Genomic DNA, 22,518 nt, shown 5'->3' on the forward strand with positions numbered 1-22,518 from the left:
CGCTTGCGGCGTCTTAGCCGACAGCGGCCTTGGCCGCTTCCTTCAGGCAGTAGATACCCCTCTGGCCGGGCATGAGCGCCAAGCGATCCGAAACCCCCAGAACGGTTTCCGCACCACCTAGGTACAGGAACCCGTCCGGCGCCAACTGGCGTGAGATACGGCCAAGCACGTCCGTTTTGGTTTGCTGGTCAAAATAGATCAGGACATTCCTCAGGAAGATCACATCGAAACGGCCCAGCTCCGAGGTGTCCTCCAGCAGGTTCGAGTATCGGTACTGGATACGCTCGCGCAAACGCGATGCGATCTGCCAGCGATCCCCGACCTGTTCGAAGTACTTCACCAGCAGCTTCACGGGCAGCCCACGCTGCACCTCGAACTGGCTGTAGAGACCCTTTCTCGCCTTGTCCAACATCTCGGTGGAAATGTCGGTGCCGATAATGTCGATCTGCCAATCCTTTAGGTCCAGCCTGCTTTCCTCAAGCAGCATCGCCAGGGAATAGGGTTCCTGCCCCGAGGAACAGGCGGCACAAAGAATACGGATCCTGCGGCTCGACGCCCGCGCCTTGAGGAGATGCGGCAGGACGATATCCCGGAACTGGTCGAAAGGCCGGCTATCCCGAAAGAAGAACGACTCGTTGGTGGTCATGGCTTCGACCACGTCGCGGCGCAGTTCCTTGTTGCCGGTCTTGCGGGTCTCCCCCACCAGGTCGTCGAGATCCTTCAACTTCCACTTGCGCACCAGTGGCGTCAGACGGCTTTCCAGCAGATAGCTCTTCTCCGCCCCCAGCACCAGGCCGGAGGAGTCCTTCAGGAACCTGGAAAGGAAATCGAAATCATCGGGCTTCATGCCGCTGTCCTCAGAATATTGTCGCGCAGATAGGGCGCGATCTGCATGAGCGGAAGCACGGCAGAGCATAGTCCCCTGCCCGCCACGGCCCCCGGCATGCCCCAGACAACCGAGCTCGCCTCATCCTGGGCAATCACGGTGCCTCCATTCGCCACCACCTTCTCCGCTCCAGCCAGCCCGTCGGACCCCATCCCGGTCAGGATGAGCACGAGCGTGCGCGCCCCATAGATGTCGGACAGGCTGCGCAGCATCGGATTCACGGAAGGGCGGCAGAAATTCTCCGGCGGTTCCTCGGTCAGGCGAATGACAGGTTTGTCCGCACCGTTCCTGACGGCCATCATGTGATACCCACCCGGTGCCACATGGATATGGCCAGGCTGCAAGGGCGCGTCGTTTTCGCCTTCCTTGCAAGGCAGGCCCGAAACGCGCGCCAGGTGTTCCGCCAGCAGTGTGGTGAAGGTGGCCGGCATGTGCTGCGTGATCAGGACAGGCAGGTCGCGTAGCACGCCGCGCAGGTCCCCCAGCACCTTGAACAGGGCCTGCGGCCCACCTGTCGAACTTCCAATCGCCAGCACACGCGGAGGCATGCCGCCAAGCGGACGGAGGTTCATGTCGCTTGGCCGCGTCGGGGCTGCGGTTGCTCTGGCGGCCGGCTGCTCACGGCGGGCTTCGGGCTGGCGCGGGGTGGGAGCTGAAGGCTCCTTCCGCCCGGCTTCGGCCAACGCCTTGACCTTGGTCCGCAGTTCCCGACGAAAGTCGGCGGCGGATTGATGTCCCAGACTGGACGTAGGCTTGGCAATGTAATCCGCGGCCCCGGCCCGCATGGCCTGCAGGCTGACATCCGCGTTCTTGCGGGTCAGGGTCGATGCCATGATGACCTTGGTCCTCGGCGAAGCCTCGAGGATCTTCGGCAGGGCAGTCAGGCCATCCATCACCGGCATCTCGATATCCAGGACGACCACGTCGACCGGCTCACGCGCCAGCGAATTCAATGCCATCTGGCCGTTGGAAACCGAAGCCGTGACCTGGATATCGTGATCTTCTTCCAGCGTACGGGTCAGCAAACCGCGAATTACCGCCGAATCGTCGACAACCATGACGCGGTACCGCCGCGAAGAGAGTGTCTGACCGGTCATGTTCCCCTCCGCAGCGCGCAGTCGAGGCAGGAAGAAGGGCGCTCGGCCATTCAGAGCAACCCGACCTGCGTGAATTTCGATTCCACGATCCCGCTGTCGAAGGGCTTCATGATATATTCATCGGCCCCCGCCGCGATTGCCTCGTGGATATGGGTTATGCCGTTCTCCGTGGTGCAGAAAATCACCACCGGTTGCGTAATGCCGTTGAGGGCGCGCAGTTCCCGCAAGAAGTCGATGCCGCTTTTCACGGGCATATTCCAGTCGAGCAGGATTGCATCCGGCATTTCGGATTCGCAGAGCCGCAAGGCTTCCTGCCCATCCCTGGCTTCACGTGTCGTGAAGCTCAGTTCCTCCAGGATGCGCTTGGCGACCATGCGCACTGTCTTGGAATCATCCACGATGAGACAGCTTTTCATTTACTTCCCCGTACGCTAAAGGCCGTTCAGGCCTCAGGCCGCCGAAGCGCGGCCGAAATCCAGCAGGCGATCAATGTTGAGAACCACCAGCAGCCTGTCTTGCAGGCGATAGATCCCCTCGGAGTACTCCTTCAGGCGCTGGCTGATCGTCGGCGGGCTGCGCTCGAAGTCCGCAGCCTGCAGAGGCATGACTTCACCCACGGAATCCACCATCAGGCTGTAAAGCTCACCGTGATGGTCCACCACAATCGACATACCCGAATGCTTTCCCTGCAGGGGCGGCAAGCCGATCCGCAGGCGAACATTGATGGCTGTCACGATACGACCGCGCAGATTCAACGAACCGGTGATCTCCGGTGGCGCCAGGGGAATGCGTGTGGTCCGGACATTGTTCAGAATATCCTGCACCTGCAGCACATGGATTCCGAAAAGCTGCTCTCCGATGTAGAACGTGACGAATTCCTTCGCATCTTCCGCGTCCAGGAGTCCCGTTTTCATGCGCTCCAGATCGCTCATGCCGCACCTCGCATACTCGACAATGTTTCATTCAGGGATGTCAGCAGGCCGGCCCGGTCGAACTTCGTCACATAGTCACTGAAGCCGGCGGCACGCCCGCGTGCAAAATCGTTCGGACTGGCATGGCCCGACAGGGCGACCAGGGGTGTTTCCGCCCAGCGGTTCGCCCTCACAGCCTCGGCAAACTCGAAGCCGCTCATGCCCGGCATTTCGATGTCGGAGAGAATGAGGTCGAAATCTTCGCCTGCTTCGCAAAGCTCAAGCGCGGCATCGGCTCCCCCGACGGTGGTCACGTGATAGCCGGCCGAGGAAAGCAGCGGAGACAGGAGATTGCGGAAGAAGGGACTGTCGTCCACGAGCAGAATCCGGCTGGCGGAAGAGCTGCTCTCTGGCTTGCTCTCCACATGGAACCAATCGGAATAGGCCTTGGTCAGGAAATAGCCGGTATCGATGATATCCGTGGCCTTCCCAGCGATCGTGGCCGAACCGATATAGCCCTCGTGCTCGCCGCCAAGCTCGATTTTCAGCGGCTCCTCGACAATGTCCAGGATGCTGTCCACCACCAGGCCCATGCTGCGGTTGCGGTCGGTGAAGACCAGGACCGGCTGTCGGCCCGTGCCCTCAAGGCTCTGGCGCGGATCCATGGTGATCAGGGGCATGAGCTGGCCTCGATACTGCACCACGGGTTGGCTGCCGGATGTCTCGATGCTCCCGCGATCGATCTCCTCCAGGCGCGCCACAAGACCGAGCGGCACTGCCTTCGGCGCCTCGCTTCCGGCCTTGAAGAGCAGCATGGCCATGCTTTCGTCGGTCTTCGCAGCCTTCTGCTCCGACATCTCTTCCAAGCCTTCTGTAACCGTCAGTTCTCCGGTCTCGCCGGCGATGCCGTTGGGGTCCAGGATCATGACAACGGAGCCATCACCCAGGATCGTGTTGCCCGAGAATAGCGTGATATTGCGCAGGATCGGCGCCACCGGCTTGACCACGATTTCCTCGGTGTCGAACACCCGATCGACGATAATGCCGAAGGTGTAGGTGCCGACCTTGGCCACCACGATGAACTGGTCCTTCTCATTGGCATCCTCTTCGCGCTCCAGCTTCAGGAGCTCGCTGAGATTGACGAGCGGCAGCAGGCGATTGCGCAACCTCAGGACCGGCGTATCGTTGATGCGTTCGATGCTGTGATCGGAATTGGCCGAAGCACGCACCAGCTCGATCACGGCCAGCTGCGGAATGGCAAAGCGTTCGGAGGCGCTTTCCACGATCAACGCCGAGACGATTGCCAGCGTCAGCGGGATCTTGATGGTAAAGCTGGTGCCCTTGCCGTACTTCGAGGTCAGCTCGACATTGCCGCCGATCTTCTCGATGTTGGAGCGTACTACGTCCATGCCGACGCCGCGGCCGGAAACGGCGGTCACTTCCTGTGCCGTGGAGAAACCGGGCTTGAATATGAACTGCATGATCTGCTGTTCATTCATGTTCGCCAGTTCAGCCTCGGTCGTCAGGCCGTTGGCCAGCGCCTTCTCCTTGATCTTGTCGGTATTGAGCCCGCGCCCATCGTCGGAGATCTGGATAATGATGTGACCGCCTTCATGGTAGGCGTTCAGGACAATGGTGCCGATTTCCGGCTTGCCGGCCGCCCGGCGTCCCTCCGTGGTTTCCAGGCCATGGTCCGCGGAGTTGCGCACCATGTGCGTCAGCGGGTCCTTGATCAGCTCGAGTACCTGGCGATCCAGCTCAGTGTCCGCGCCCTTCATCTGCAGGTCGATCTTCTTATGCATGTCCTGCGAAAGATCACGCACGATGCGCGGCAGTTTCGCCCAGGCATTGCCGATCGGCTGCATGCGGGTCTTCATGACCCCTTCCTGAAGCTCGGAAACCACATGGTTCAAGCGCTGCAGCGGTGCGGCGAAATCACTGTCCTTGTGGGTGCGCAGAATCTGCAGCAGCTGATTCCGGTTCAGCACCAGTTCGGAAACCATCGTCATGAGGTTTTCAAGAAGCTCCACGTTCACGCGGATCGACTGGTTCGCCACGGAGGATTCCCGGTGCTGATTGTTCTCACTGCCGTCTCTCTCGGAGGTGGCCGGCTCCTGGGCGGCCGGTGATGTTGCATCGGTTGAGCGTGTCATATCCACCACGTTCTTTGCTTCCTCGTCCTCCTGCGGATCTTCCCCTGCTGCGTCACCGGTAATCTCCTCGTCCGTCGGCTCGTACCCGGCGGTCGTCACGAGACTATCCTCGGCTGGCACATCGTCGCTGGATGTGTCGCTGCTGGTCTCCAGGTTCTCGACATTGACCGGCTGGGCCAGCTGTTCGGCATCCCAGCCTTCGGCAACGGTATCGAGACGGGCGATCAGCTCGCTGTCGTCGCCGGCAGGCTCTGCTTCCGTTTCCTCGAGCGTGGACAGGATGGAGCGGATTCGATCGAGGCATTCCAGAACGATGGAAACCAGCGCTGCGGACACCTCGACGTCACCATCGCGCACCTTGCCCAGAACGTTTTCGCCGGCATGAGCCACGGCCTCCAAGCGAGGCAGGCCCAGAAAACCACAGGTTCCCTTGATCGTGTGCATCAGCCGGAAGATGTTCGACAAAATATCGGGATCATTTGGATTCTGCTCGAGCTTGACCAGCTCGACATCGAGATATCCCAATCCCTCGTTGGTTTCCGTCAGAAATTCTTGGAGAAGTTCATCCATTGATATTACCTGCTTTTCTCGCCGGGCCGCCGACCAGCAGACGGCGTGTGTCCGAATTTCCGGCGATACTGGCAGACAAAGGGTTAAAAGGCTGTTAGCGGCATTGAAAAGATTCCGCCGTTTTCCGCTCATGCTGTCCTGCGCGACTCTTCGCCGCCTCCGACCTGTCGAAGCCTCCTGATAACGCATCGCACTTTCAGAAATGCGCCAACCCTGATAAGGCTGTGTCCACCGGCAGTCCTTGATGTATCGGCATCTTCATGAGCCAGAGCAGCGATCTGATCGATATCACAGGCCCCTTGCGCGACGCTCCGATGCGTACGCGTCGGCGCGGACGCACGGGACTGCTGAATATCTTCTCGGTGGTCGTGGCCCTGCTCTTCTCCATACCGGCCCTGACCGTTGTCTATAATCTGCTTCTGCCGCAGTCGGAGGTCTGGTCACACCTGGTTGAAACCGTCCTGCCCGACTATATCGCCAATACCATCTGGCTGGCGGTGATCGTCGGTTGCGGTGTCGTGGTCATCGGTGTTTCCACGGCCTGGCTGGTGACCATGTGCCGCTTTCCCGGGCGCAACTTCATGGAATGGGCCCTGATCCTGCCGCTTGCGGTTCCGGCCTACGTCATGGCCTATGCCTACACTGATTTCCTGCAGTACAGTGGTCCGCTGCAGAGTGGCCTGCGGGAATACTTCGGATGGCAGACGCCGCGGGACTACTGGTTTCCCGACATCCATTCCGTGGGCGGTGCGGCGACCATGCTGTTCCTCGTGCTCTACCCCTATGTCTACCTGCTGACCCGCGCCGCCTTCCTGCAGCAGTCCGCCTGTGCACTGGAGGTCAGTCGCACCCTGGGCTGCAGCGCCTGGACTGCCTTCCTGCGCGTGGCCGTGCCCCTTGCCCGCCCGTCGATCGTGGCCGGAACGACGCTGGCATTGATGGAAACCCTGGCGGACTTCGGAACGGTTCAGTATTTCGGCGTACCGACCTTTACCACGGGAATCTACAGGGCCTGGTTTTCCATGTACGACCAGGTGGCCGCGGCCCAGCTGGCCGCCATCCTGCTGGGGTTCGTCTTTGCCTGCCTGTTGCTGGAACGGCTCAGTCGCGGTCGGCGCCGCTTTCACCACACCACCAATCGCTACCAGCATCTGCCGGAATACAGACTCTCCGGCTGGCGTTCCTGGCTGGCTCTGCTGGTCTGCAGTCTTCCCGTGTTTTTCGGCTTCCTGCTGCCGGCGGGACTGCTGTTCAACATGGCGCTGGACAATGGCCTGCAAATATCCGAGTACCTTCCACAGGCCTACAACACCTTCATCCTGGGAGCCGTCACGGCCATCCTAGCCGTGGCTCTGGCCCTGATCATGGCATACAGCCTGCGCATACGTCCCACGGCAGTGAACATTGCCGCCAATCGCATAGCAGGACTGGGATATGCCATACCGGGCTCGGTGATCGGTGTCGGCATCCTGTTGCCCTTCACCTGGCTGGACAACAACATCAGTGCGCTTTTCGAGAGCCTCTTCGGGGTTTCAACCGGCCTGCTGCTGACGGGCGGAATCGCCGCGATTGTCTTCGCCTACCTCGTGCGCTTTCTGGCCGTCTCCCTGCAAGCGGTCGAGGCCGGCTTCACCAAGGTGCGTCCCAGTATGGAGGATGCCGCGCGCAGCCTGGGTCACGGTCCCTTCGAGACCCTGGCCAAGGTGCATGCGCCGCTTATGTGGGGCAGCCTGCTGACCGCAGGCCTGCTGGTGTTCGTGGATGTCATGAAGGAGCTACCCGCAACCCTGATCATGCGCCCCTTCAATTTCGACACCCTGGCGATCACGGCCTACAATTTCGCCTCTGACGAACGCCTGGCATATGCGGCGACGCCGGCCCTGATGATTGTTTCTGTCGGACTGCTGCCGGTGATTATCCTGTCGCGTGCCATTGCACGCTCCCGGCCGGGGCGGCGGGGACACAACGCATAGGACCGACCTACCGAAGAGAAAAGGCCCTGCCCGCACCCGGCGGACAGGGCCTTTCGCCTGCAGCTCTGGCGCTTCAGGCCGTTCTCTTACTTCCAGCCCGCACGATCGAAGATCATCTGGGCTTCCGGCTGATTCTCGCCGTAGACGGAAACATTCACCTCATCCAGCTTTGGACGACCGAATTCTTCCAGGACTTCATTGTCCAGGGCCTCCTCGACAACGGGATATTCGTTGTTGCCGTTGGCAAAATAGGCCTGCGCTTCGTCGGTCGCCAGGTATTCCAGGAATTTCACCGCGGCGTCCTTGTGCGGCGCATTCTTCAGGACACCAGCGCCGGAGATGTTCTGATGCGCACCGCGACCATCCTGGTTCGGCCAGACCAGTTCCGTGCTCTCGACGACTTCCTGATCGGCCTCGTCATCGGAGCGCACCAGACGCATGTAGTAGTAGTGGTTGGCAACCGCCACGCCGCATTCCCCGGAGGCTACGCCGCGGATCTGGTCCGTATCGCCGCCCTGAGGATCGCGCGCAAAGTTGTCCACCACCGCATTGGCCCAGTCTTCGGCTTCTTCGGCCCCATGATGCTCGATCAGGGAGGCCATGAGCGAGAGGTTGTAGATGTTCGAGCTCGAGCGGATGCAGACCAGGTTCTCGAAGCGCGGATCGGCGAGATCCTCATAGGTCTGTGGCGGATCCTCCACGAGTTCGGGATTGTAGTAGATGGCACGGATGCGCGTGGAGAAGCCGAACCAGTGGCCGTCCGGATGGCGCAGGTTCGAGGGAATGCGCTCCTCAAGGACCTCCGAGGTAACCGGTTGGAAGATTTCTTCCTGGTTGGCGCGCCAGAGGCGTCCCGCATCCACGGTGATCAGCACATCGGCTGGGCTGTTAGCCCCTTCGTTGACGATCCGCGTGACCAGTTCCTCGTCACTGCCCTCGATGATGTTTACTTCGATGCCGGTCGCTTCCGTGAAGCCCGTGAAGAGCTGATCATCCGACTCGTAGTGACGCGCGGAATAGATGTTCAGTTCGTCCTCGGCATGTGCCGGGGCGATATCGAGCGTCATGGCAAGACCACTCGCCAAGCCCAGGCTTCCGACAAGCCCCAGGGCGGTGGTGGCGGAGGTCATACGCCGTAACAAATGGCTCATGCTTGTTATCTCCCTTGGTTTGCTGTTGGCATTTTCTTTTAATGCGTAGCAGTCTCAGTGTCATTCGTAAATGCAAATCAGTCCCATGCTCATGAGGAAGCACGTCTCTATGAAGCCTTGCTCGTTTTCCTTGAATGAGGGGGGCTGTTGTTGAGGGAACTGCGTGAGCCGCCTGCTCCGGATGGTTCACAGGGGCAGGTGTGCAGAGATCGTCAACCCTGACTTCGTCGAGCTCGCCTCGAGCTCCAGATCCCCTCCCGTGCGAATGACCAGCTGGCGCGTGAAAAAGGCATGAACATTGCGCGGCGTCAGGTTGTCGGTCGAGACCTCTTCCGCCAGGCCTTCCGCTGTATCGCCACGCAACTCCACCGCAATACCCTGGCCTTGCAGTTCAAGCTCGAGACGGTCGTCCCTCTCCCGAAGGGAAAGGTCCAGCTCCCCTCCCCTGGGCAGGCACTCACGCGCGAGTGCCAACAGGTTGAGCAACACCTTGCCGTTATAGCCGGAAAGGCTCTGTACGCCTTCCTGCGGCCAGCGCAGTTCGAGACGCTCCTCCTTGAGCCAGTCCTCGATCACCGGGCGCAGATCCTCGACGGAATTGATCCGTTCCCCCGCAACGCCGTAGGCAAGCCGAAAAAACGCCAGCTTGCTAGCAGCCTGCCCCGAACTGGAGGCAATCAGGTCAACGGCTTCGGCATCCATGGGACTCATCTCCTGCAGCAGTTCCGCGCCATTGCCCACGGCACTGACGGGCCCCACAAGATCATGACAAAGCCGGGACGCCAGAAGCTCGGCAAGGCGAAAATCAGCAGAAGAAACCATATTTAGCCCTTTTCTCTCAGAAGGATGGAAATGTGCTTTGATCCCCGATCTTATGCAAGTGTCGCTTCGTTCGCCTTCGGTGTCGTTCCTGGCCTTGGGTCTGTGGCACCTGCTTTGTAGAGTTGGTACAATATTTTAAGGAGCACTGCGGCAGGATGTCCGCCTTTCTGGGTGATATTGTTCCAGGGACCTTTGTCTACCATCCGACGCGCAAGGACTGGGGGCTGGGTCAGGTTCAATCCGTGATCGGAGACCGGATCACGGTCAATTTCGAGAATGCCGGCAAGGTCACGATCAATGCGGCGGTCATCGACCTGCAACTCGCAGGGGATGAAACCAACTCCAACCATAACAAGTAACAGTATGGATTGATTGATGTCCAACGGGCAAACAGCAACAGCTTCCCAGGATCAAAGACAGATACATCCCGGTTCGGGTCGCCGGAAGGCGCCGCTGACGCCCAAGGGTCGTCAGGTCGATACCGATGCACTGGAGCAGGTGCAGTCCCTGCTGGGCGAACGCTCGCGCCAGGCCGACCTGCTGATCGAACACCTCCACCTGATCCAGGACACCTACGGCTGTCTTTCGGCGGCACACCTCGTGGCCTTGGCCGATGAAATGAAACTGCCATTGGCTGCGGTTTACGAAACCGCCTCCTTCTACGCCCACTTCGACATCGTCGAGGAAGGTGAAGCGCCGCCTGCCCCGATCACCATTCGCGTCTGCGACTCCCTGACCTGCGAAATGATGGGAGCCCGTCGGCTGCTCGAGGAACTGAAGGAAAATAGCGATGCGAACGTACGTGTCCTGCGTGCTCCCTGCATGGGCCGCTGCGATACGGCACCTGTGGCGGAAGTCGGCCATCACCATGTCGATCATGCCACGAGCGCAAGCATCACCCGCGCAGTCAACGACAAGGAACTGCACCCCGAAATCCCTGCCTACAAGGATTTCGAGACCTATCAGGCGGAAGGCGGATATGACCTGCTTCGCCGCATCCTGAACGGCGGAATGCCGCGTGAGGATATCATTGCCACCATGCGGGAATCGGATTTACGCGGCCTCGGCGGCGCCGGTTTCCGAGCCGGCCTCAAGTGGCATATCATGCAGTCCCAGGTTCACCCGCGCCTGATGGCCATCAACGGCGACGAGGGTGAACCCGGAACTTTCAAGGACCGCTATTATCTCGAAACCGACCCGCATCGCTTCATCGAGGGCATGCTGATCGGCGCCTGGGTCGGTGAATGCGAAACCAGCTATATCTATATCCGCGATGAGTATCCGGCCATCATCGAGATGCTGAAACGAGAGCTTCCCAAGGTGCAGGCCGACGGCCTGGCCGACCACTGCCGCCTGGAAATCCGGCGCGGTGCCGGCGCCTACATATGCGGCGAAGAGTCCGCCATGCTGGAATCCATCGAGGGCAAGCGCGGCTATCCACGGCACAAGCCCCCCTTCCCCACTGAAGTCGGCCTCTTCGGCCTGCCCACCCTCTCGCACAATGTCGAGACGGTTTATTGGGTCCGGGATATCCTGGAAAAGGGGGCCGAATGGTTCACCTCCCAGGGGCGGCACGAACGCAAAGGGCTGCGCACCTTCTCGGTGTCCGGCCGCGTGCGCGAGCCCGGTGTCAAGCTGGCCCCCGCCGGCATCACCGCCCACGAGCTGATCGAAGAATACTGCGGCGGCATGCTCGAGGGTCACAGTTTCAAGGGATACCTGCCCGGCGGAGCCTCCGGCGGTATCATGCCGGCCTCTCTCGGGGACGTCCCCTTGGATTTCGACACGTTGCAGCCCTATGACTGTTTCATCGGGTCCGCGGCCATTGTCGTGCTGTCCGATCAGGACGATATAAAGAACGTGGTGCGCAACCTGATGCGCTTTTTCGAGGATGAATCCTGCGGTCAGTGCACGCCCTGTCGCACCGGCACGGAAAAGGCGGTCCAGTTGCTCGAGGCTCAGAGTTGGGACACGGACCTGCTTGAGGAGCTTTCCACGGTGATGATGGATTCCTCCATATGCGGCCTGGGGCAAGCGGCTCCCAATCCCCTGCTCTGTGCCCTGAAGTATTTCCCGGAGGAGAGCCGGTCATGAGCGAGATGATCAAGTTCACCCTTGATGGCCAGGAGGTCCTGGCCGAGCCGGGCGAGACCATCTGGCAGGTTGCCGACCGAATGGGCACGGAGATACCGCATCTCTGCTATTCTCCCGAACCCGGATATCGCGAAGACGGCAATTGCCGCGCTTGCATGGTCGAGGTCGAGGGCGAACGGGTGCTGGCCGCGTCCTGCATCCGCAGGCCCACCGAAGGCATGAAGGTCAGCACCGCTTCGGAGCGGGCGCGGATGTCCCGGAAAATGGTCTTCGAACTGCTGATTGCCGACCAGCCGGAACGCGAAACCTCCCACGATCCGGACTCCAAGTTCTGGAACTGGGCCGAACGGATCGGCATCGAAGGCAGCCGCTTTCCCGCGGCCGATCGGCCTGTCCCGGACGTCAGTCACCCCGCCATGGCCGTCAACCTGGATGCCTGCATCCATTGCGGACTCTGCGTTCGTGCTTGCCGTGAGGTCCAGGTCAACGACGTCATCGGCATGGCCTATCGCGGACATAATGCCAAGGTGGTGTTCGACTTCGACGATCCCATGGGCGAGAGCACCTGTGTCGCCTGCGGTGAATGCGTACAAGCCTGTCCGACCGGGGCGCTGATGGAATCGAGCCTTCTCGACAAGGCGGGCCAGCGCACGGTCTATGAGGACAAGACCGTTGATTCCGTCTGCCCCTACTGCGGTGTCGGCTGCCAGACCAAGGTCTACGTCAAGGACGACGAGATCGTCCAGATCGACGGCCGGAACGGCCCCGCCAACGAGAACCGGCTCTGCGTCAAGGGCCGCTTTGGCTATGATTACATCAACCACCCGCAGCGGCTGACGGTCCCCATGATCCGGCGCGAGGACGCCCCCAAACGCTGGGATGACCAGGTCGATCCGACCAATCCCTGGACCCACTTCCGTGAGGCCACCTGGGACGAAGCGCTGGAGAAAGCGGCCGGGGGGCTGAAGACCATACGCGAGCGTGATGGAGGCGGAGCCCTGTCCGGCTTTGGCTCGGCCAAGGGCAGCAATGAAGAGGCTTACCTCTTCCAGAAGCTGGTGCGTACCGGCTTCGGGACCAACAACGTGGACCACTGCACCCGTCTCTGCCACGCTTCTTCGGTGGCAGCTCTGATGGAAGGCATGGGGTCCGGGGCGGTCACGGCACCCTTCACATCCGCGCTGGAAAGCGACTGCATCATCGTCACGGGCGCGCGTCCGGCCCAGAATCATCCCGTGGCCGCAACCTACCTGAAGACCGCGGCCAAGAACGGGGCCAAGCTGATCGTCATGGATCCGCGTGCCCAGGAACTCTCGCGCTATGCCAGCCACACGCTGCAGTTCAAGCCTGGGCAGGACGTCGCTCTGCTGAACGCCATGATCCACACGATCATCGACGAGAACCTGGTGGACGAGCAGTACATCCAGGGCCGAACAACCGGCTATGAGGAGCTGAAGGAGCGCATCCGCAACTTCTCGCCCGAGGAGATGGCCGAGGTCTGCGGAGTTCCGGCCGAGACAATCCGGGACGTCGCGCGTGTCTATGCCCGGTCCGAAAAGTCGATCATCTTCTGGGGCATGGGAATCAGCCAGCACGTCCACGGAACCGACAATGCCCGCAGCCTGATCTCGCTTGCCCTGATAACCGGGCAGATCGGTCGTCCGGGCACCGGTTTGCACCCCCTGCGCGGCCAGAACAACGTGCAGGGCGCCTCGGATGCGGGCCTGATCCCCATTGTCTACCCCGACTATCGTTCCGTAGAGGATGCCGTCGTCCGCGAGGAATACGAGAACTTCTGGGGCAAGGAACTTGATCCCAACAAGGGCCTCACAGTCGTGGAGGTCATGCATGCCATCAACGCGGACGAGATCAAGGGCATGTATATCATGGGTGAGAACCCGGCCATGTCGGACCCGGATCAGACCCATGCCCGCATGGCCCTGGCTAAGCTGGAGCAGCTCGTCGTTCAGGATATCTTCCTGACCGAGACGGCCTGGCATGCCGATGTAATCCTGCCTGCCTCGGCCCATGCCGAGAAGACCGGGACCTATACCAACACCAATCGCCAGGTCCAGATCGGTCGCGCGGCCGTGACACCCCCGGGCCAGGCCAGACAGGACTGGGAACTGATTCAGGAGCTCGCCAATCGGCTGGGCGAGCACTGGAACTACACGCATCCGCGTGATGTCTTTGCCGAAATGGCCGAACTCATGCCGTCGCTGGCCAACATCACCTGGGAGCGGCTCGAGCGCGAGGATTCCGTAACCTACCCGGCGGATGCGCCGGACAAGCCGGGCAATGAGATCATCTTTTCCGAGCGCTTCCCGACATCTGACGGCCGGGCACGGATCGTGCCCACGGATCTTGTGCCACCCGACGAAGTGCCGGATGACGATTATCCATTGGTGTTGAGCACGGGACGCCTGCTCGAGCACTGGCACACCGGCGCCATGACGCGGCGCGCGGGTGTCCTGGACGACCTGGAGCCCGAAGCCATCGTGTCCATGAACCCGAAGGAAATGGGTCGGCGCGGAATCAAGCCTGGCGATATGGTGAAGATCACCACGCGTCGCGGCACCATCGAGATCAAGGTGCGCAAGGACCGCGAAGTCCCCGAAGGGATGCTCTTCATCCCCTTCTGCTTCAACGAGGCGGCAGCCAACGTGCTGACCAACCCGCAGCTCGATCCCTACGGCAAGATCCCGGAATTCAAGTTCTGCGCGGCACGGCTGGAAACTCGCGAATCAGTTGCTGCGGAATAGACGCGACAGAACAGAGTACTGAGGAAAGGGGGCGGGAATGCAGAGGCCCGCCCCCTTTCCTATCGCAGCCCCAGGTTATGCGCCCCAGACTTCTTCCAGAAGCTTCAGCCAGTTCTCGCCCATGACCTTCTCGATGCGGCCTTCAGGCCAACCGCGTTTCTCCATCGCCGCCGTCAGGTTCGGAAAGTCCTCGATCCGGCGGAAGCCCTCGGGATTGATGATCTCGCCGAACTCCGTCAGACGCCGAGCATAGCCCTTGTCCTGGGTAATGTAGGTGAAAAAGCTGTCGGCGTGATCCTGAGTGAAATCGGTTCCGATGCCCGTGCGATCCTCGCCCACCAGGTTCATCACGTATTCCACGGCCTCGACATAGTCATCGACGGTGGCCTCCGTCCCCTTGGCCAGGAATGGCGGGAACATCGTCACCCCGGCAAAGCCGTTGTTCCGGGCGATGAAGCGCAGCTGCTCGTCGCTCTTGTTGCGCGGATGTGCCTTCAGGGCCGCCGGCAGGCAGTGCGAGTAGGCCACGGGCTGTTTCGAGTACTCGATGATCTCCCTGGAGGTCAGCTCGCCCACATGGCTGAGGTCGATCAGGATCCCGACACGGTTCATCTCGTCGATCAGTTCGCGTCCGAAATCGGTCAGGCCGGTGTCCCGGCTTTCATAGCAGCCGGAGCCCACCGTCGTGGCCGTGTTGTAGGTCATCTGGACAATGCCGAGCCCCAGCTCCTTGTAGACCTCCACCAGGGGAAGATAGTCGCCGAAGCCCGTGCTGTTCTGCCATCCCAGGATGATCCCGACCTTGCCGGCTTCCTTGGCCCTGCGGATATCCTGCGTGGTGTGGACCTGCATCAGGATATCGCTGTTCTCGCGGATTTGCCGCTTCATGTCGGCAACTGCCTTCATGGTGGTCGGAAAATCCTCCCAGACCGAGCAGGTGCAGTTCACGGCCGTCAGGCCGCCCTGATACATGGCCTCGAAGACCGGCCGGTGCCATTTCGCGACGATCAGTCCGTCGATCACGACAATACGCTCATGCAGGGATGCGGTCATGGATATCTCCTTTTTGGCCCCGTCAGTAAAAGCTTGGCAGGAACAGGACGATTTCGGGGAACAGGGTGAAAAGCACCACGGACAGGACCATCACCAGCCAGAACGGTGCCGTGGCCCATGAGGCCTGGCCCAGATCGACCTCGCGATTGGTCATGGTCACCAGCACGAAAAGATTGAGGCCGACGGGAGGTGTGATCATGCCGACCTCCATCAGGATGGTGACGATCACGCCAAACCAGATGGGATCGAAGCCCAGCGCCATCATCAGCGGGAAGGAAATCGGCAAGGTCATCAGCAGCAGGGATATGCCGTCGAAGAAGCACCCCAGCAGCAGATAGACAAGGACCACCAGCACCAGGACCTCGTATTTCGAGAGGCCAAGGGTTGCGATGTAGTCCACAAGGTCCCGAGGCAATCCGAGAATACTAATAGCCTGGGCCAGGATGATCGTGCCCAGCAGGATCATGGCAATCGCACCAAAGATGACGGTGGAGCTGAGGAAGGATCGCCATAGCTTCCTCAACGTCAGATCGCCCCAGAGGAACCCCAGAAGAATCGCCGCCATTACGCCCATGGCGGCAGCCTCGGTAACGGTCGCAAAGCCCAGATAGATCGTGCCAAGCACAAAGAAGATCAGGATGGGCAAGGGCCAGATCTGTCCCAGTCCATGCAGAATCTCCCGGGATCCGGGCTTCTCCTCGTCATTCGGCGTCAGTTCGGGCTTCAACAGGCTGGCGAGCATCAGGTAGAGGCTGAAGCCGACAGCAATGATCAGACCGGGGATGATGCCCGCCAGGAACAGCTTGCCGATGGAGACGTTCTGCGTGGCTCCATATATCAGAAGCGAGAGGCTGGGCGGGATCAGGAGACCGAGCGTACCGCCTGCCGCAAGGGAAGCGACGATAGCCGGCTTATCATAGCCGCGGCGCGAGAGTTCCGGATAACCGACGGAGCCGATGGCGGCTGCGGTGGAGGTGCTGGAGCCGCTGACGGCGCCGAAAATGGTGGTGACCGCGATATTGGTATGCAGCAGTCGCCCGGGAATGCGATGAAAGAGCGGCGTCAGACCGTTATAGATGCGTGTGCTCACGCCGCTGGCCAGCAGGATATCCCCCAGGATGATGAAGATCGGAACGGCACTCAGGGTGAAGTCCGTGAAGACATTCCACACCGACGTGATCGCCAGATCCGTGGCCCCACCCGCCTGGAATTCCAGAAGGACAAACCCCGCCAGCCCAAGGGAGGCTCCCAGCACGGCACCTGTAACCAGGGTGAGCAGCAACGCACCGGCGAGAATACCCCAGGTCATAGGCTTCCCTCCTCCGTGTCGTCGCTGGCGGCTTCATCTTCACCGGGAAAGAAACTCTCCTTGCCCGCCAGGACACGGAAGGAATCCAGGAACTGCAGGACAGCCACGAGGAAAGCCACGCTCATGCAGAACGGCATAATTGCCATCCACGGCCAGAGCAGCAGGCTGCCAATATCCGAGCGCGCCGTGATCTCCCGTGAAAAATCCATGAACTGGTAGGACGTCATGATGAAGGCCGCCGAGAACAGCATCAGGATCAGCAATGCGACGGCATTGACCAGATGCGCCCAGGGCCGCGGTATATTGCGGCTGAGAATGTCGATGGTGATGTGACGGTTGCGGAAGACGCCCAGGGGAATGGCCAGGAAGGCCATGGAGATGAATAGCAGGCCAACCATCTCGTCGGAAAACCTGAGGGGAGCTCCGAAAAAATAGCGCATCACCGCGCCGGTGAAGACCATTGCGGTCATCACGATGGCGGCTGCCGCACCCAGGAAATTCATCAACTGAACCAGTCTATAGGCTGCGTTCACAAGAATTTTCATGGTTGAATTCCACCGACTTCGGTGGTCGTTCCCTTGTTCGTGAATCGGAAGCCCCCTCCCCCAGATCTGGACGGGGAAGGGGGGTTCTCGGTCGGACTATTAGCGATCCAGTTCGGAGATTTCCTCCTGCATGCGCTCATAATACTCGACACCTTTGGGACCGGCATCCTCGGCCATTTCGGCCCAGGCTTCGTTGGCAGCCTCCACGAACTTCGCCACATCCTCGTCGGAGAAGGGCTCGAGCATGGTTATGCCAAGTTCCTCACGGTCCTTGCGGGCTTCGCGTTCACGCTCCTCATCCACGGCGCGCTCGCGAGTCTTCTCCCACATGCGCTCACCTTCCTCGCGGACGATCTCCTGCAGTTCCGGGGACAGGCTGTCCCAGGCCTCGTCATTGACCCCGAACATCCAGGGCACTGCCGCCCAGGGATGCAGATAGGCTTCATAGTCGGTGACCTCCTGCAGGGAGACAGTCTCCGCCACGGTCGAAAGGTAGTAGGCACAGTCCACCACACCCGTCTGAAGCGCTACGTACATGTCGTTCTGTGGAATCACCTGGGATGCGACATCCAGCTTATCGAAGGTGTCCACCAGATGCCCGGCCCAGACGCGCAACTTCTTGTCCTGCAGGTCCTCAAGGCTGTTGACCGGATCGTTGCAGTGCAGACCCACATCGAAAACCGGGCTGACGACACCGCCGACAGTGGTAACGCCCCAATCAGCATAGGCTTCCTCGTAGATCTCCCGAATGGTCGGCAGAAGCTCCAGATGATGCTCGGGCTCGGTGATCGCCCCCTGGACGTAAACGGCAGCAAGTTCCGGGGCGTCCCGCTTGTAGTACTCGCCATACATCATGGCCATGTCGACGGACCCACTCTTCATGAGGCGCAGCAGGTCCGTGTCCTTGACACCCAGCGATCCGGCATGGAAGACACGGATCTCCAACTCGCCCTCTGCGCGCTCGTTCACGCGATCGGCAAATTCCTGCAGGTACTCTGCTTCCGGACGCGATTCGACGATCTGGCTGTGCATCTTCAGTTCGACCTTGTCCTGCGCAACGGCCTCAGGTGCCACGCTCATCGACGTCAGGCTCAGGGCCGTTCCCGCAGCAAGCGCGAACAGGCCGTACTTCATTATATGGGTCATCTCCCAATCTCCTTGTGTTTCGGTTTTTCTTTCAGCCGGAAACAGTCCGACTGTTCCTTGGATGGTTTTACAGCGAGCCGGCCAAGTGCCCTTACCCGGCCGGCTCGCAAAGACAGACTCAGGCGGCAGCAACCTTGCTGCCAACTTCGTCCAGGTAGGAAACGCAGCGCTCGACCTTTTCCACGTCGCCGAACTTCGCGTCGATATCGAAGAGGTTCCAGGCAACGGCTCCGGGGATACGATCCCCAATGCACTCTTCAACGGCGATGGTGCGGAATCCTTCGGCAAGGCCGTCGCAGATCGTCTCCCGCACACAGGCGGATGCCGTCACGCCGGTCACGAGGATGGTATCCACACCAGCCGCGCGCAGGAAACCAGCCAGATAGGTGCCATGAAAGGCGCTCGCCCGCTTCTTCACGAGCAGCTGCTCGCCATCGATGGGCTCGATGCGGGAATCAATGGCCCAGAGCTCCGGGCGGTTCTCGGGAACCGCTTCAACCGGGATCTTGCAGTGCCAGAGCCCCATGTCCGTATGGGGATCTTCCCGATCAGCCACCTGATAGCAGGTGGTGACATGCACGACAGGGTGGTTGTTGCGGCGACAGGCCGCCAGCAATTGCTGCACGCCGGGAATAATCTGATTGTCTATGTTCTCGCAGGTGAAAGGGTTTCCGGGACGCGTCCAGGCATTGGCGAGATCAACGTTCACCAGCGCCGGCTTGCGACCGAACCCCACGCGACGCTGGAACCCACGCTCCTTGTAGAGCCCCCGCGCCTCCTCGAACGCACGGGTCAGCATCTGATCGAGTGTATCGGTCATCAGGTGTCTCCTGAATTAAGGTCTGAATAATTATGAGAGGCGCCTTATTCAGGAGCTTGATGGATCAATATTAATCAGTAAAATATTAATTTCTGCAATATTAATAACGCATAGCTTATCAATATGACACTCGACCTAAGGCATGTCCGCGCATTTATCGTTCTGGCAGAAGAACTTCATTTCAACCGAGCAGCCGAGCGATTGCACGTTTCCCAGCCTGCTCTCAGCCGCACGATACGTGAACTTGAGGAAACCGTTGGTACGAAACTCCTGAACAGGACCACGCGTTCAGCCGAACTGACGGAAGCGGGCCGCGCCTTCCTGCTGGAAGCGCAGCTCGGTGTCGGACATCTGGAGCATGCCGTGAAACTGGCGCGCTATACGGCCCAGGGCATATTTGGCGAACTGCGCATTGCCTATATGGATTTCGCGATCAATGGGCGCCTTCCCGAACTGATCCGCGCCTTTCGCGAGAACCATCCCAGCATACGCCTGGACCTGTCCTTCATGCCCACGACCATGCAGCGCACTGCACTGATGGAGCATCGCATCGACATCGGGTTCCTGATCGGATCCTTCGAGAACGACCGAATCCACAACTACACTTTCGACTACGACAGCTATGTGGCGCTGCTACCGGCCTCGCACCCTCTCGCGAACTCATCGAGCCTGCGCCTCTCGGACCTGGCGGACGAACCCTTTGTCCTAGGAACCACGGACTACTGGGCCGCACACAGGGAACGCCTGTTCGTGCTCTGCCATGAAGCAGGATTCTTTCCGAAGATCGTGCAGGAAGCTTCGAGCAGTGAAGGAATTTTCGGTTTGGTCGCAGCCGGCACAGGCGTGACGGTCTATTCCAGTTGCGTGCGCAATATCCAGCGCCGAGGTCTCGTCATCAAGCCGTTGGACGACGTCACCCACAGCATTCCCATCTGTGCGGCCTGGGACGAGAGTTCGGCTTCGCCAGGACTGAAGACATTCACGGAATTTCTCAATCGCGTGTGGGATTCAGCCGATTGAGGCCGGCCGACCGAGATTCTGGAATCGTTGTACTGAAACCTTACTGGTCCCCCAAACGGACATTGTCCGCCGAGAAGGCAACACCGCTCGAGGACTGAAGCATACCATCCAGCACGACGGCAGCAGCTACAGCGAGAATTGCGGCCGCAAGCGTACCTGCAATAAAGGCCTTCATGGACGCCCCTCTCTTGCTTGTTTCCTGTATGCCCATTGGCTATTCCGCTGGCTGGGCCTGCCCTTGAGCGGGTGCCTTGTCCGAACTGCTCTGCATCTCCTCGACCCAGATATTGTGGTGTTCCCGAGCCCAGTTCTCATCCACATAGCCGCTGCCCATGGCTGCAAATGCGCCCTCCATGCCCAGGGTGCCAATGTAGATGTGGGCCAGTATGACCGCAATCATGACGAGTCCCAGGATGGAATGCCAGAGATTGCTAAGCTGCATTTCCGTCACCCCGGGTACGGCCTCCGGCAGGCCGGCACCGAATATGTTCAGGAAGGCGAAGGTCTTCGCCCAAAGACCGAACTCAAAGGGAAACATGAGAGCAAGACCGGACAGGGAGAGAGAGAGCCCACCGAGAGCCACCGCCCAGAAGATGATCTTCTGCCCGCCGTTGAACTTGCGTGCCGGCGGGTGCGAATGCTTCGAGAACATGCCGCCGCCCTTGGCGAACCATACCAGGTCATGGCGGTTGGGAATGTTCTGGCCGACCCAAAGCACGAACATCAGCAGAACCCCGAGCATGAAGGGAAAGGCCACGAAATTGTGCACATACTTGCCGCCTATGGTCAGGACCGAGAAGGCTTCCGGCCCCACCACAGGCAACAGCACATGGCGGCCCCACAGGACATTGATCCCGGTCAGCGCCAGCAGGATGAAGGACACCGCCGTCATCCAGTGAACCGAGCGCTCCAGGGCGCCAAAGCGTTCGATCCGAATTCCCGAAGGTCCCTTCTCCAGGCGAATGCGGCCACGCAGCAGATAGAAGAGCGCCAGCAGGATAATGGTACCCAGCAGCAGCCAGGATCCATAGGTCATCAAGGGACCATTGCGGATGGAACGCCAGTTCTCACCACCCGACTGGATCAGAATGGCGCTTTTCTTGTCGGGAATGGAGACGCTCCCCTGCAATCCGTCACGAATGGCCCGCCATTGATCGGCACTGCCCGTGGTCCCCAGGCTCTCACCCGGCACGGCACCACCCTGGGGGCCCTGGGAGGAGGCGCTGGTTTGTTCGGAGGACTGCGCCTGGGCAGCAGGAGCCGTCAGGCCCAGGGCTGCAAACGCAAGCATAAGCATCACGGCAAAAGCAGGAACGGTAAGAGCCATCCTTGAGAAACTCATGCTTCGTACCTCTTTCCAGACCATGATGCCTTCATAGCACAGACTCCCTCTACCGCCCCTGGAGCTCGACACGGCTTTGCAATTCACGCACCTGCTCCTGAGAGAGCTCGCTATCGCTCTTGCCCTGATAAGTTCCGGGTTCGTGATAGAGTATGCGATCCTGCTCATCCGGATCGCAGGCGGACAGGACGGACAGCGCAAGGAACGCTGCCGGTAATGTTAACAGCTTCATTCTTCAGTCCCGAAGGTAATCAGCCGCCTGCTTTCATCTCGTAGGCTGTGCCCCAGCCCCAGGCGCCGGAGCCGAACCCGCGAGCCACGATGCGCTCGCGATAGATATCCGAGACCTCATCGCCGTCCCCGGCCAGCAGGGCCCGGGTCGAGCACATCTCGGCGCACAGCGGCAGTTTGCCCTCGGCCAGACGGTTACGACCGTACTTGCTGAATTCGGCTGAGGACCCGTCCTCTTCCGGACCGCCCGCACAGAAGGTGCACTTGTCCATCTTGCCGCGACTGCCGAAGTTTCCGGCCTGCGGGAACTGCGGGGCCCCGAAGGGACAGGCATAGAAGCAATAGCCGCAACCGATGCAGAGATCCTTCGAATGCAGGACCACGCCTTCGTCGGTCTGGTAAAAGCAATCGACGGGGCAGACGGCCATGCAGGGCGCATCCGAGCAGTGCATGCAGGCCACCGAAATCGAACGCTCACCGGGCTCGCCATCCTGGATGGTCACGACACGACGCCGGTTGACCCCCCAGGGAACCTCGTTCTCATTCTTGCAGGCCGTCACACAGGCATTGCATTCGATACAGCGTTCCGCGTCGCAGAGAAATTTCATACGTGCCATGGTCTTCTCTCCTCTC

Annotated in this window: 21 protein-coding genes; 5 read left to right on the forward strand and 16 right to left on the reverse strand. The window is 60.3% G+C overall.

The features are described from left to right. Positions 1-13: 13 nt before the first annotated feature. The 5 genes from ACFOW6_RS08310 to ACFOW6_RS08330 are packed head-to-tail and all read right to left on the reverse strand — an operon-like array spanning position 14 to position 5,617. Complete coding sequence (locus ACFOW6_RS08310) at positions 14-847, reverse strand: CheR family methyltransferase (protein ID WP_382421869.1); 834 nt, start codon at positions 845-847, stop codon at positions 14-16. Further along, positions 844-1,983, reverse strand: a complete 1,140-nt coding sequence (locus ACFOW6_RS08315; protein ID WP_382421870.1) for a protein-glutamate methylesterase/protein-glutamine glutaminase — start codon at positions 1,981-1,983, stop codon at positions 844-846. The genes ACFOW6_RS08310 and ACFOW6_RS08315 overlap by 4 nt, the downstream gene beginning before the upstream one ends. Positions 1,984-2,033: 50 nt before the next feature. Then, positions 2,034-2,399 carry a response regulator gene (locus ACFOW6_RS08320; protein ID WP_382421871.1) on the reverse strand — a complete coding sequence of 122 codons (366 nt, stop codon included), beginning with the start codon at positions 2,397-2,399 and terminating at the stop codon, positions 2,034-2,036. A 33-nt stretch (positions 2,400-2,432) separates the two neighbouring features. Next, entirely contained in the window at positions 2,433-2,915 is a 483-nt protein-coding gene (locus ACFOW6_RS08325) for a chemotaxis protein CheW (RefSeq protein ID WP_382421872.1), read from the reverse strand. Beyond that, positions 2,912-5,617 (reverse strand): hybrid sensor histidine kinase/response regulator, encoded by a 2,706-nt coding sequence (locus ACFOW6_RS08330; protein ID WP_382421873.1) that lies wholly within the window; start codon positions 5,615-5,617, stop codon positions 2,912-2,914. The genes ACFOW6_RS08325 and ACFOW6_RS08330 overlap by 4 nt, the downstream gene beginning before the upstream one ends. Positions 5,618-5,877: 260 nt before the next feature. On the opposite strand from ACFOW6_RS08330, the gene ACFOW6_RS08335 reads away from it, so the two are divergent. Beyond that, entirely contained in the window at positions 5,878-7,590 is a 1,713-nt protein-coding gene (locus ACFOW6_RS08335) for an ABC transporter permease (RefSeq protein ID WP_382421874.1), read from the forward strand. Positions 7,591-7,676: 86 nt separating this feature from the next. On the opposite strand, the gene ACFOW6_RS08340 is transcribed toward ACFOW6_RS08335, so the two are convergent. Both ACFOW6_RS08340 and ACFOW6_RS08345 read right to left on the reverse strand, forming a co-directional pair. Continuing rightward, entirely contained in the window at positions 7,677-8,741 is a 1,065-nt protein-coding gene (locus ACFOW6_RS08340; protein ID WP_382421875.1) for a Fe(3+) ABC transporter substrate-binding protein, read from the reverse strand. Positions 8,742-8,927: 186 nt separating this feature from the next. Further along, complete coding sequence (locus ACFOW6_RS08345; protein WP_382421876.1) at positions 8,928-9,563, reverse strand: histidine phosphotransferase family protein; 636 nt, start codon at positions 9,561-9,563, stop codon at positions 8,928-8,930. A 155-nt stretch (positions 9,564-9,718) separates the two neighbouring features. Here ACFOW6_RS08345 and ACFOW6_RS08350 point away from each other — a divergent pair, with 155 nt between their 5' ends. The 3 genes from ACFOW6_RS08350 to fdhF are packed head-to-tail and all read left to right on the forward strand — an operon-like array spanning position 9,719 to position 14,419. Beyond that, entirely contained in the window at positions 9,719-9,922 is a 204-nt protein-coding gene (locus ACFOW6_RS08350) for a DUF3553 domain-containing protein (RefSeq protein WP_382421877.1), read from the forward strand. A gap of 16 nt (positions 9,923-9,938) precedes the next feature. Further along, positions 9,939-11,657 carry an NAD(P)H-dependent oxidoreductase subunit E gene (locus ACFOW6_RS08355; protein ID WP_382421878.1) on the forward strand — a complete coding sequence of 573 codons (1,719 nt, stop codon included), beginning with the start codon at positions 9,939-9,941 and terminating at the stop codon, positions 11,655-11,657. Beyond that, positions 11,654-14,419, forward strand: coding sequence for a formate dehydrogenase subunit alpha (gene fdhF / locus ACFOW6_RS08360; RefSeq protein ID WP_382421879.1), 2,766 nt, complete (start codon positions 11,654-11,656; stop codon positions 14,417-14,419). Before ACFOW6_RS08355 ends, fdhF begins: the two co-directional genes overlap by 4 nt. Positions 14,420-14,494: 75 nt before the next feature. Here fdhF and ACFOW6_RS08365 read toward each other — a convergent pair whose 3' ends face one another. The 5 genes from ACFOW6_RS08365 to ACFOW6_RS08385 form a co-directional block, all read right to left on the reverse strand. Beyond that, positions 14,495-15,472 (reverse strand): dipeptidase, encoded by a 978-nt coding sequence (locus tag ACFOW6_RS08365; protein ID WP_382421880.1) that lies wholly within the window; start codon positions 15,470-15,472, stop codon positions 14,495-14,497. A gap of 22 nt (positions 15,473-15,494) precedes the next feature. Further along, positions 15,495-16,781 (reverse strand): TRAP transporter large permease, encoded by a 1,287-nt coding sequence (locus tag ACFOW6_RS08370; protein ID WP_382421881.1) that lies wholly within the window; start codon positions 16,779-16,781, stop codon positions 15,495-15,497. Continuing rightward, on the reverse strand, positions 16,778-17,326 hold the full coding sequence (locus tag ACFOW6_RS08375) for a TRAP transporter small permease (RefSeq protein ID WP_382421882.1): 549 nt from the start codon (positions 17,324-17,326) through the stop codon (positions 16,778-16,780). Before ACFOW6_RS08375 ends, ACFOW6_RS08370 begins: the two co-directional genes overlap by 4 nt. A 99-nt stretch (positions 17,327-17,425) precedes the next feature. Further along, complete coding sequence (locus ACFOW6_RS08380; RefSeq protein WP_382421883.1) at positions 17,426-18,472, reverse strand: TRAP transporter substrate-binding protein; 1,047 nt, start codon at positions 18,470-18,472, stop codon at positions 17,426-17,428. A gap of 118 nt (positions 18,473-18,590) precedes the next feature. After that, positions 18,591-19,292: an isochorismatase family protein gene (locus tag ACFOW6_RS08385; RefSeq protein WP_382421884.1), complete on the reverse strand. Its 702-nt coding sequence runs from the start codon at positions 19,290-19,292 to the stop codon at positions 18,591-18,593. A 123-nt stretch (positions 19,293-19,415) separates the two neighbouring features. Between ACFOW6_RS08385 and ACFOW6_RS08390 the strand changes: the two genes are divergently transcribed. After that, positions 19,416-20,312, forward strand: a complete 897-nt coding sequence (locus tag ACFOW6_RS08390; RefSeq protein ID WP_382421885.1) for a LysR family transcriptional regulator — start codon at positions 19,416-19,418, stop codon at positions 20,310-20,312. A gap of 40 nt (positions 20,313-20,352) precedes the next feature. Here ACFOW6_RS08390 and ACFOW6_RS08395 read toward each other — a convergent pair whose 3' ends face one another. Genes ACFOW6_RS08395 through fdh3B form a run of 4 tightly spaced genes read right to left on the reverse strand, consistent with a single transcriptional unit; the run spans position 20,353 to position 22,502 of the window. Continuing rightward, positions 20,353-20,487, reverse strand: coding sequence for a hypothetical protein (locus ACFOW6_RS08395; protein WP_382421886.1), 135 nt, complete (start codon positions 20,485-20,487; stop codon positions 20,353-20,355). 39 nt (positions 20,488-20,526) lie between these two features. Then, the gene (locus ACFOW6_RS08400; protein WP_382421887.1) at positions 20,527-21,654 is read right to left on the reverse strand and encodes a formate dehydrogenase subunit gamma; all 1,128 of its coding nucleotides are present in this window, start codon (positions 21,652-21,654) and stop codon (positions 20,527-20,529) included. 49 nt (positions 21,655-21,703) lie between these two features. Further along, the gene (locus ACFOW6_RS08405) at positions 21,704-21,886 is read right to left on the reverse strand and encodes a hypothetical protein (protein WP_382421888.1); all 183 of its coding nucleotides are present in this window, start codon (positions 21,884-21,886) and stop codon (positions 21,704-21,706) included. Positions 21,887-21,905: 19 nt separating this feature from the next. After that, entirely contained in the window at positions 21,906-22,502 is a 597-nt protein-coding gene (gene fdh3B / locus ACFOW6_RS08410; RefSeq protein WP_382421889.1) for a formate dehydrogenase FDH3 subunit beta, read from the reverse strand. Between the last annotated feature and the right edge of the window lie 16 nt (positions 22,503-22,518).

The sequence above is a fragment of the Fodinicurvata halophila genome (assembly GCF_042651425.1).
Lineage (GTDB): Bacteria > Pseudomonadota > Alphaproteobacteria > Kiloniellales > DSM-21159 > Fodinicurvata > Fodinicurvata halophila.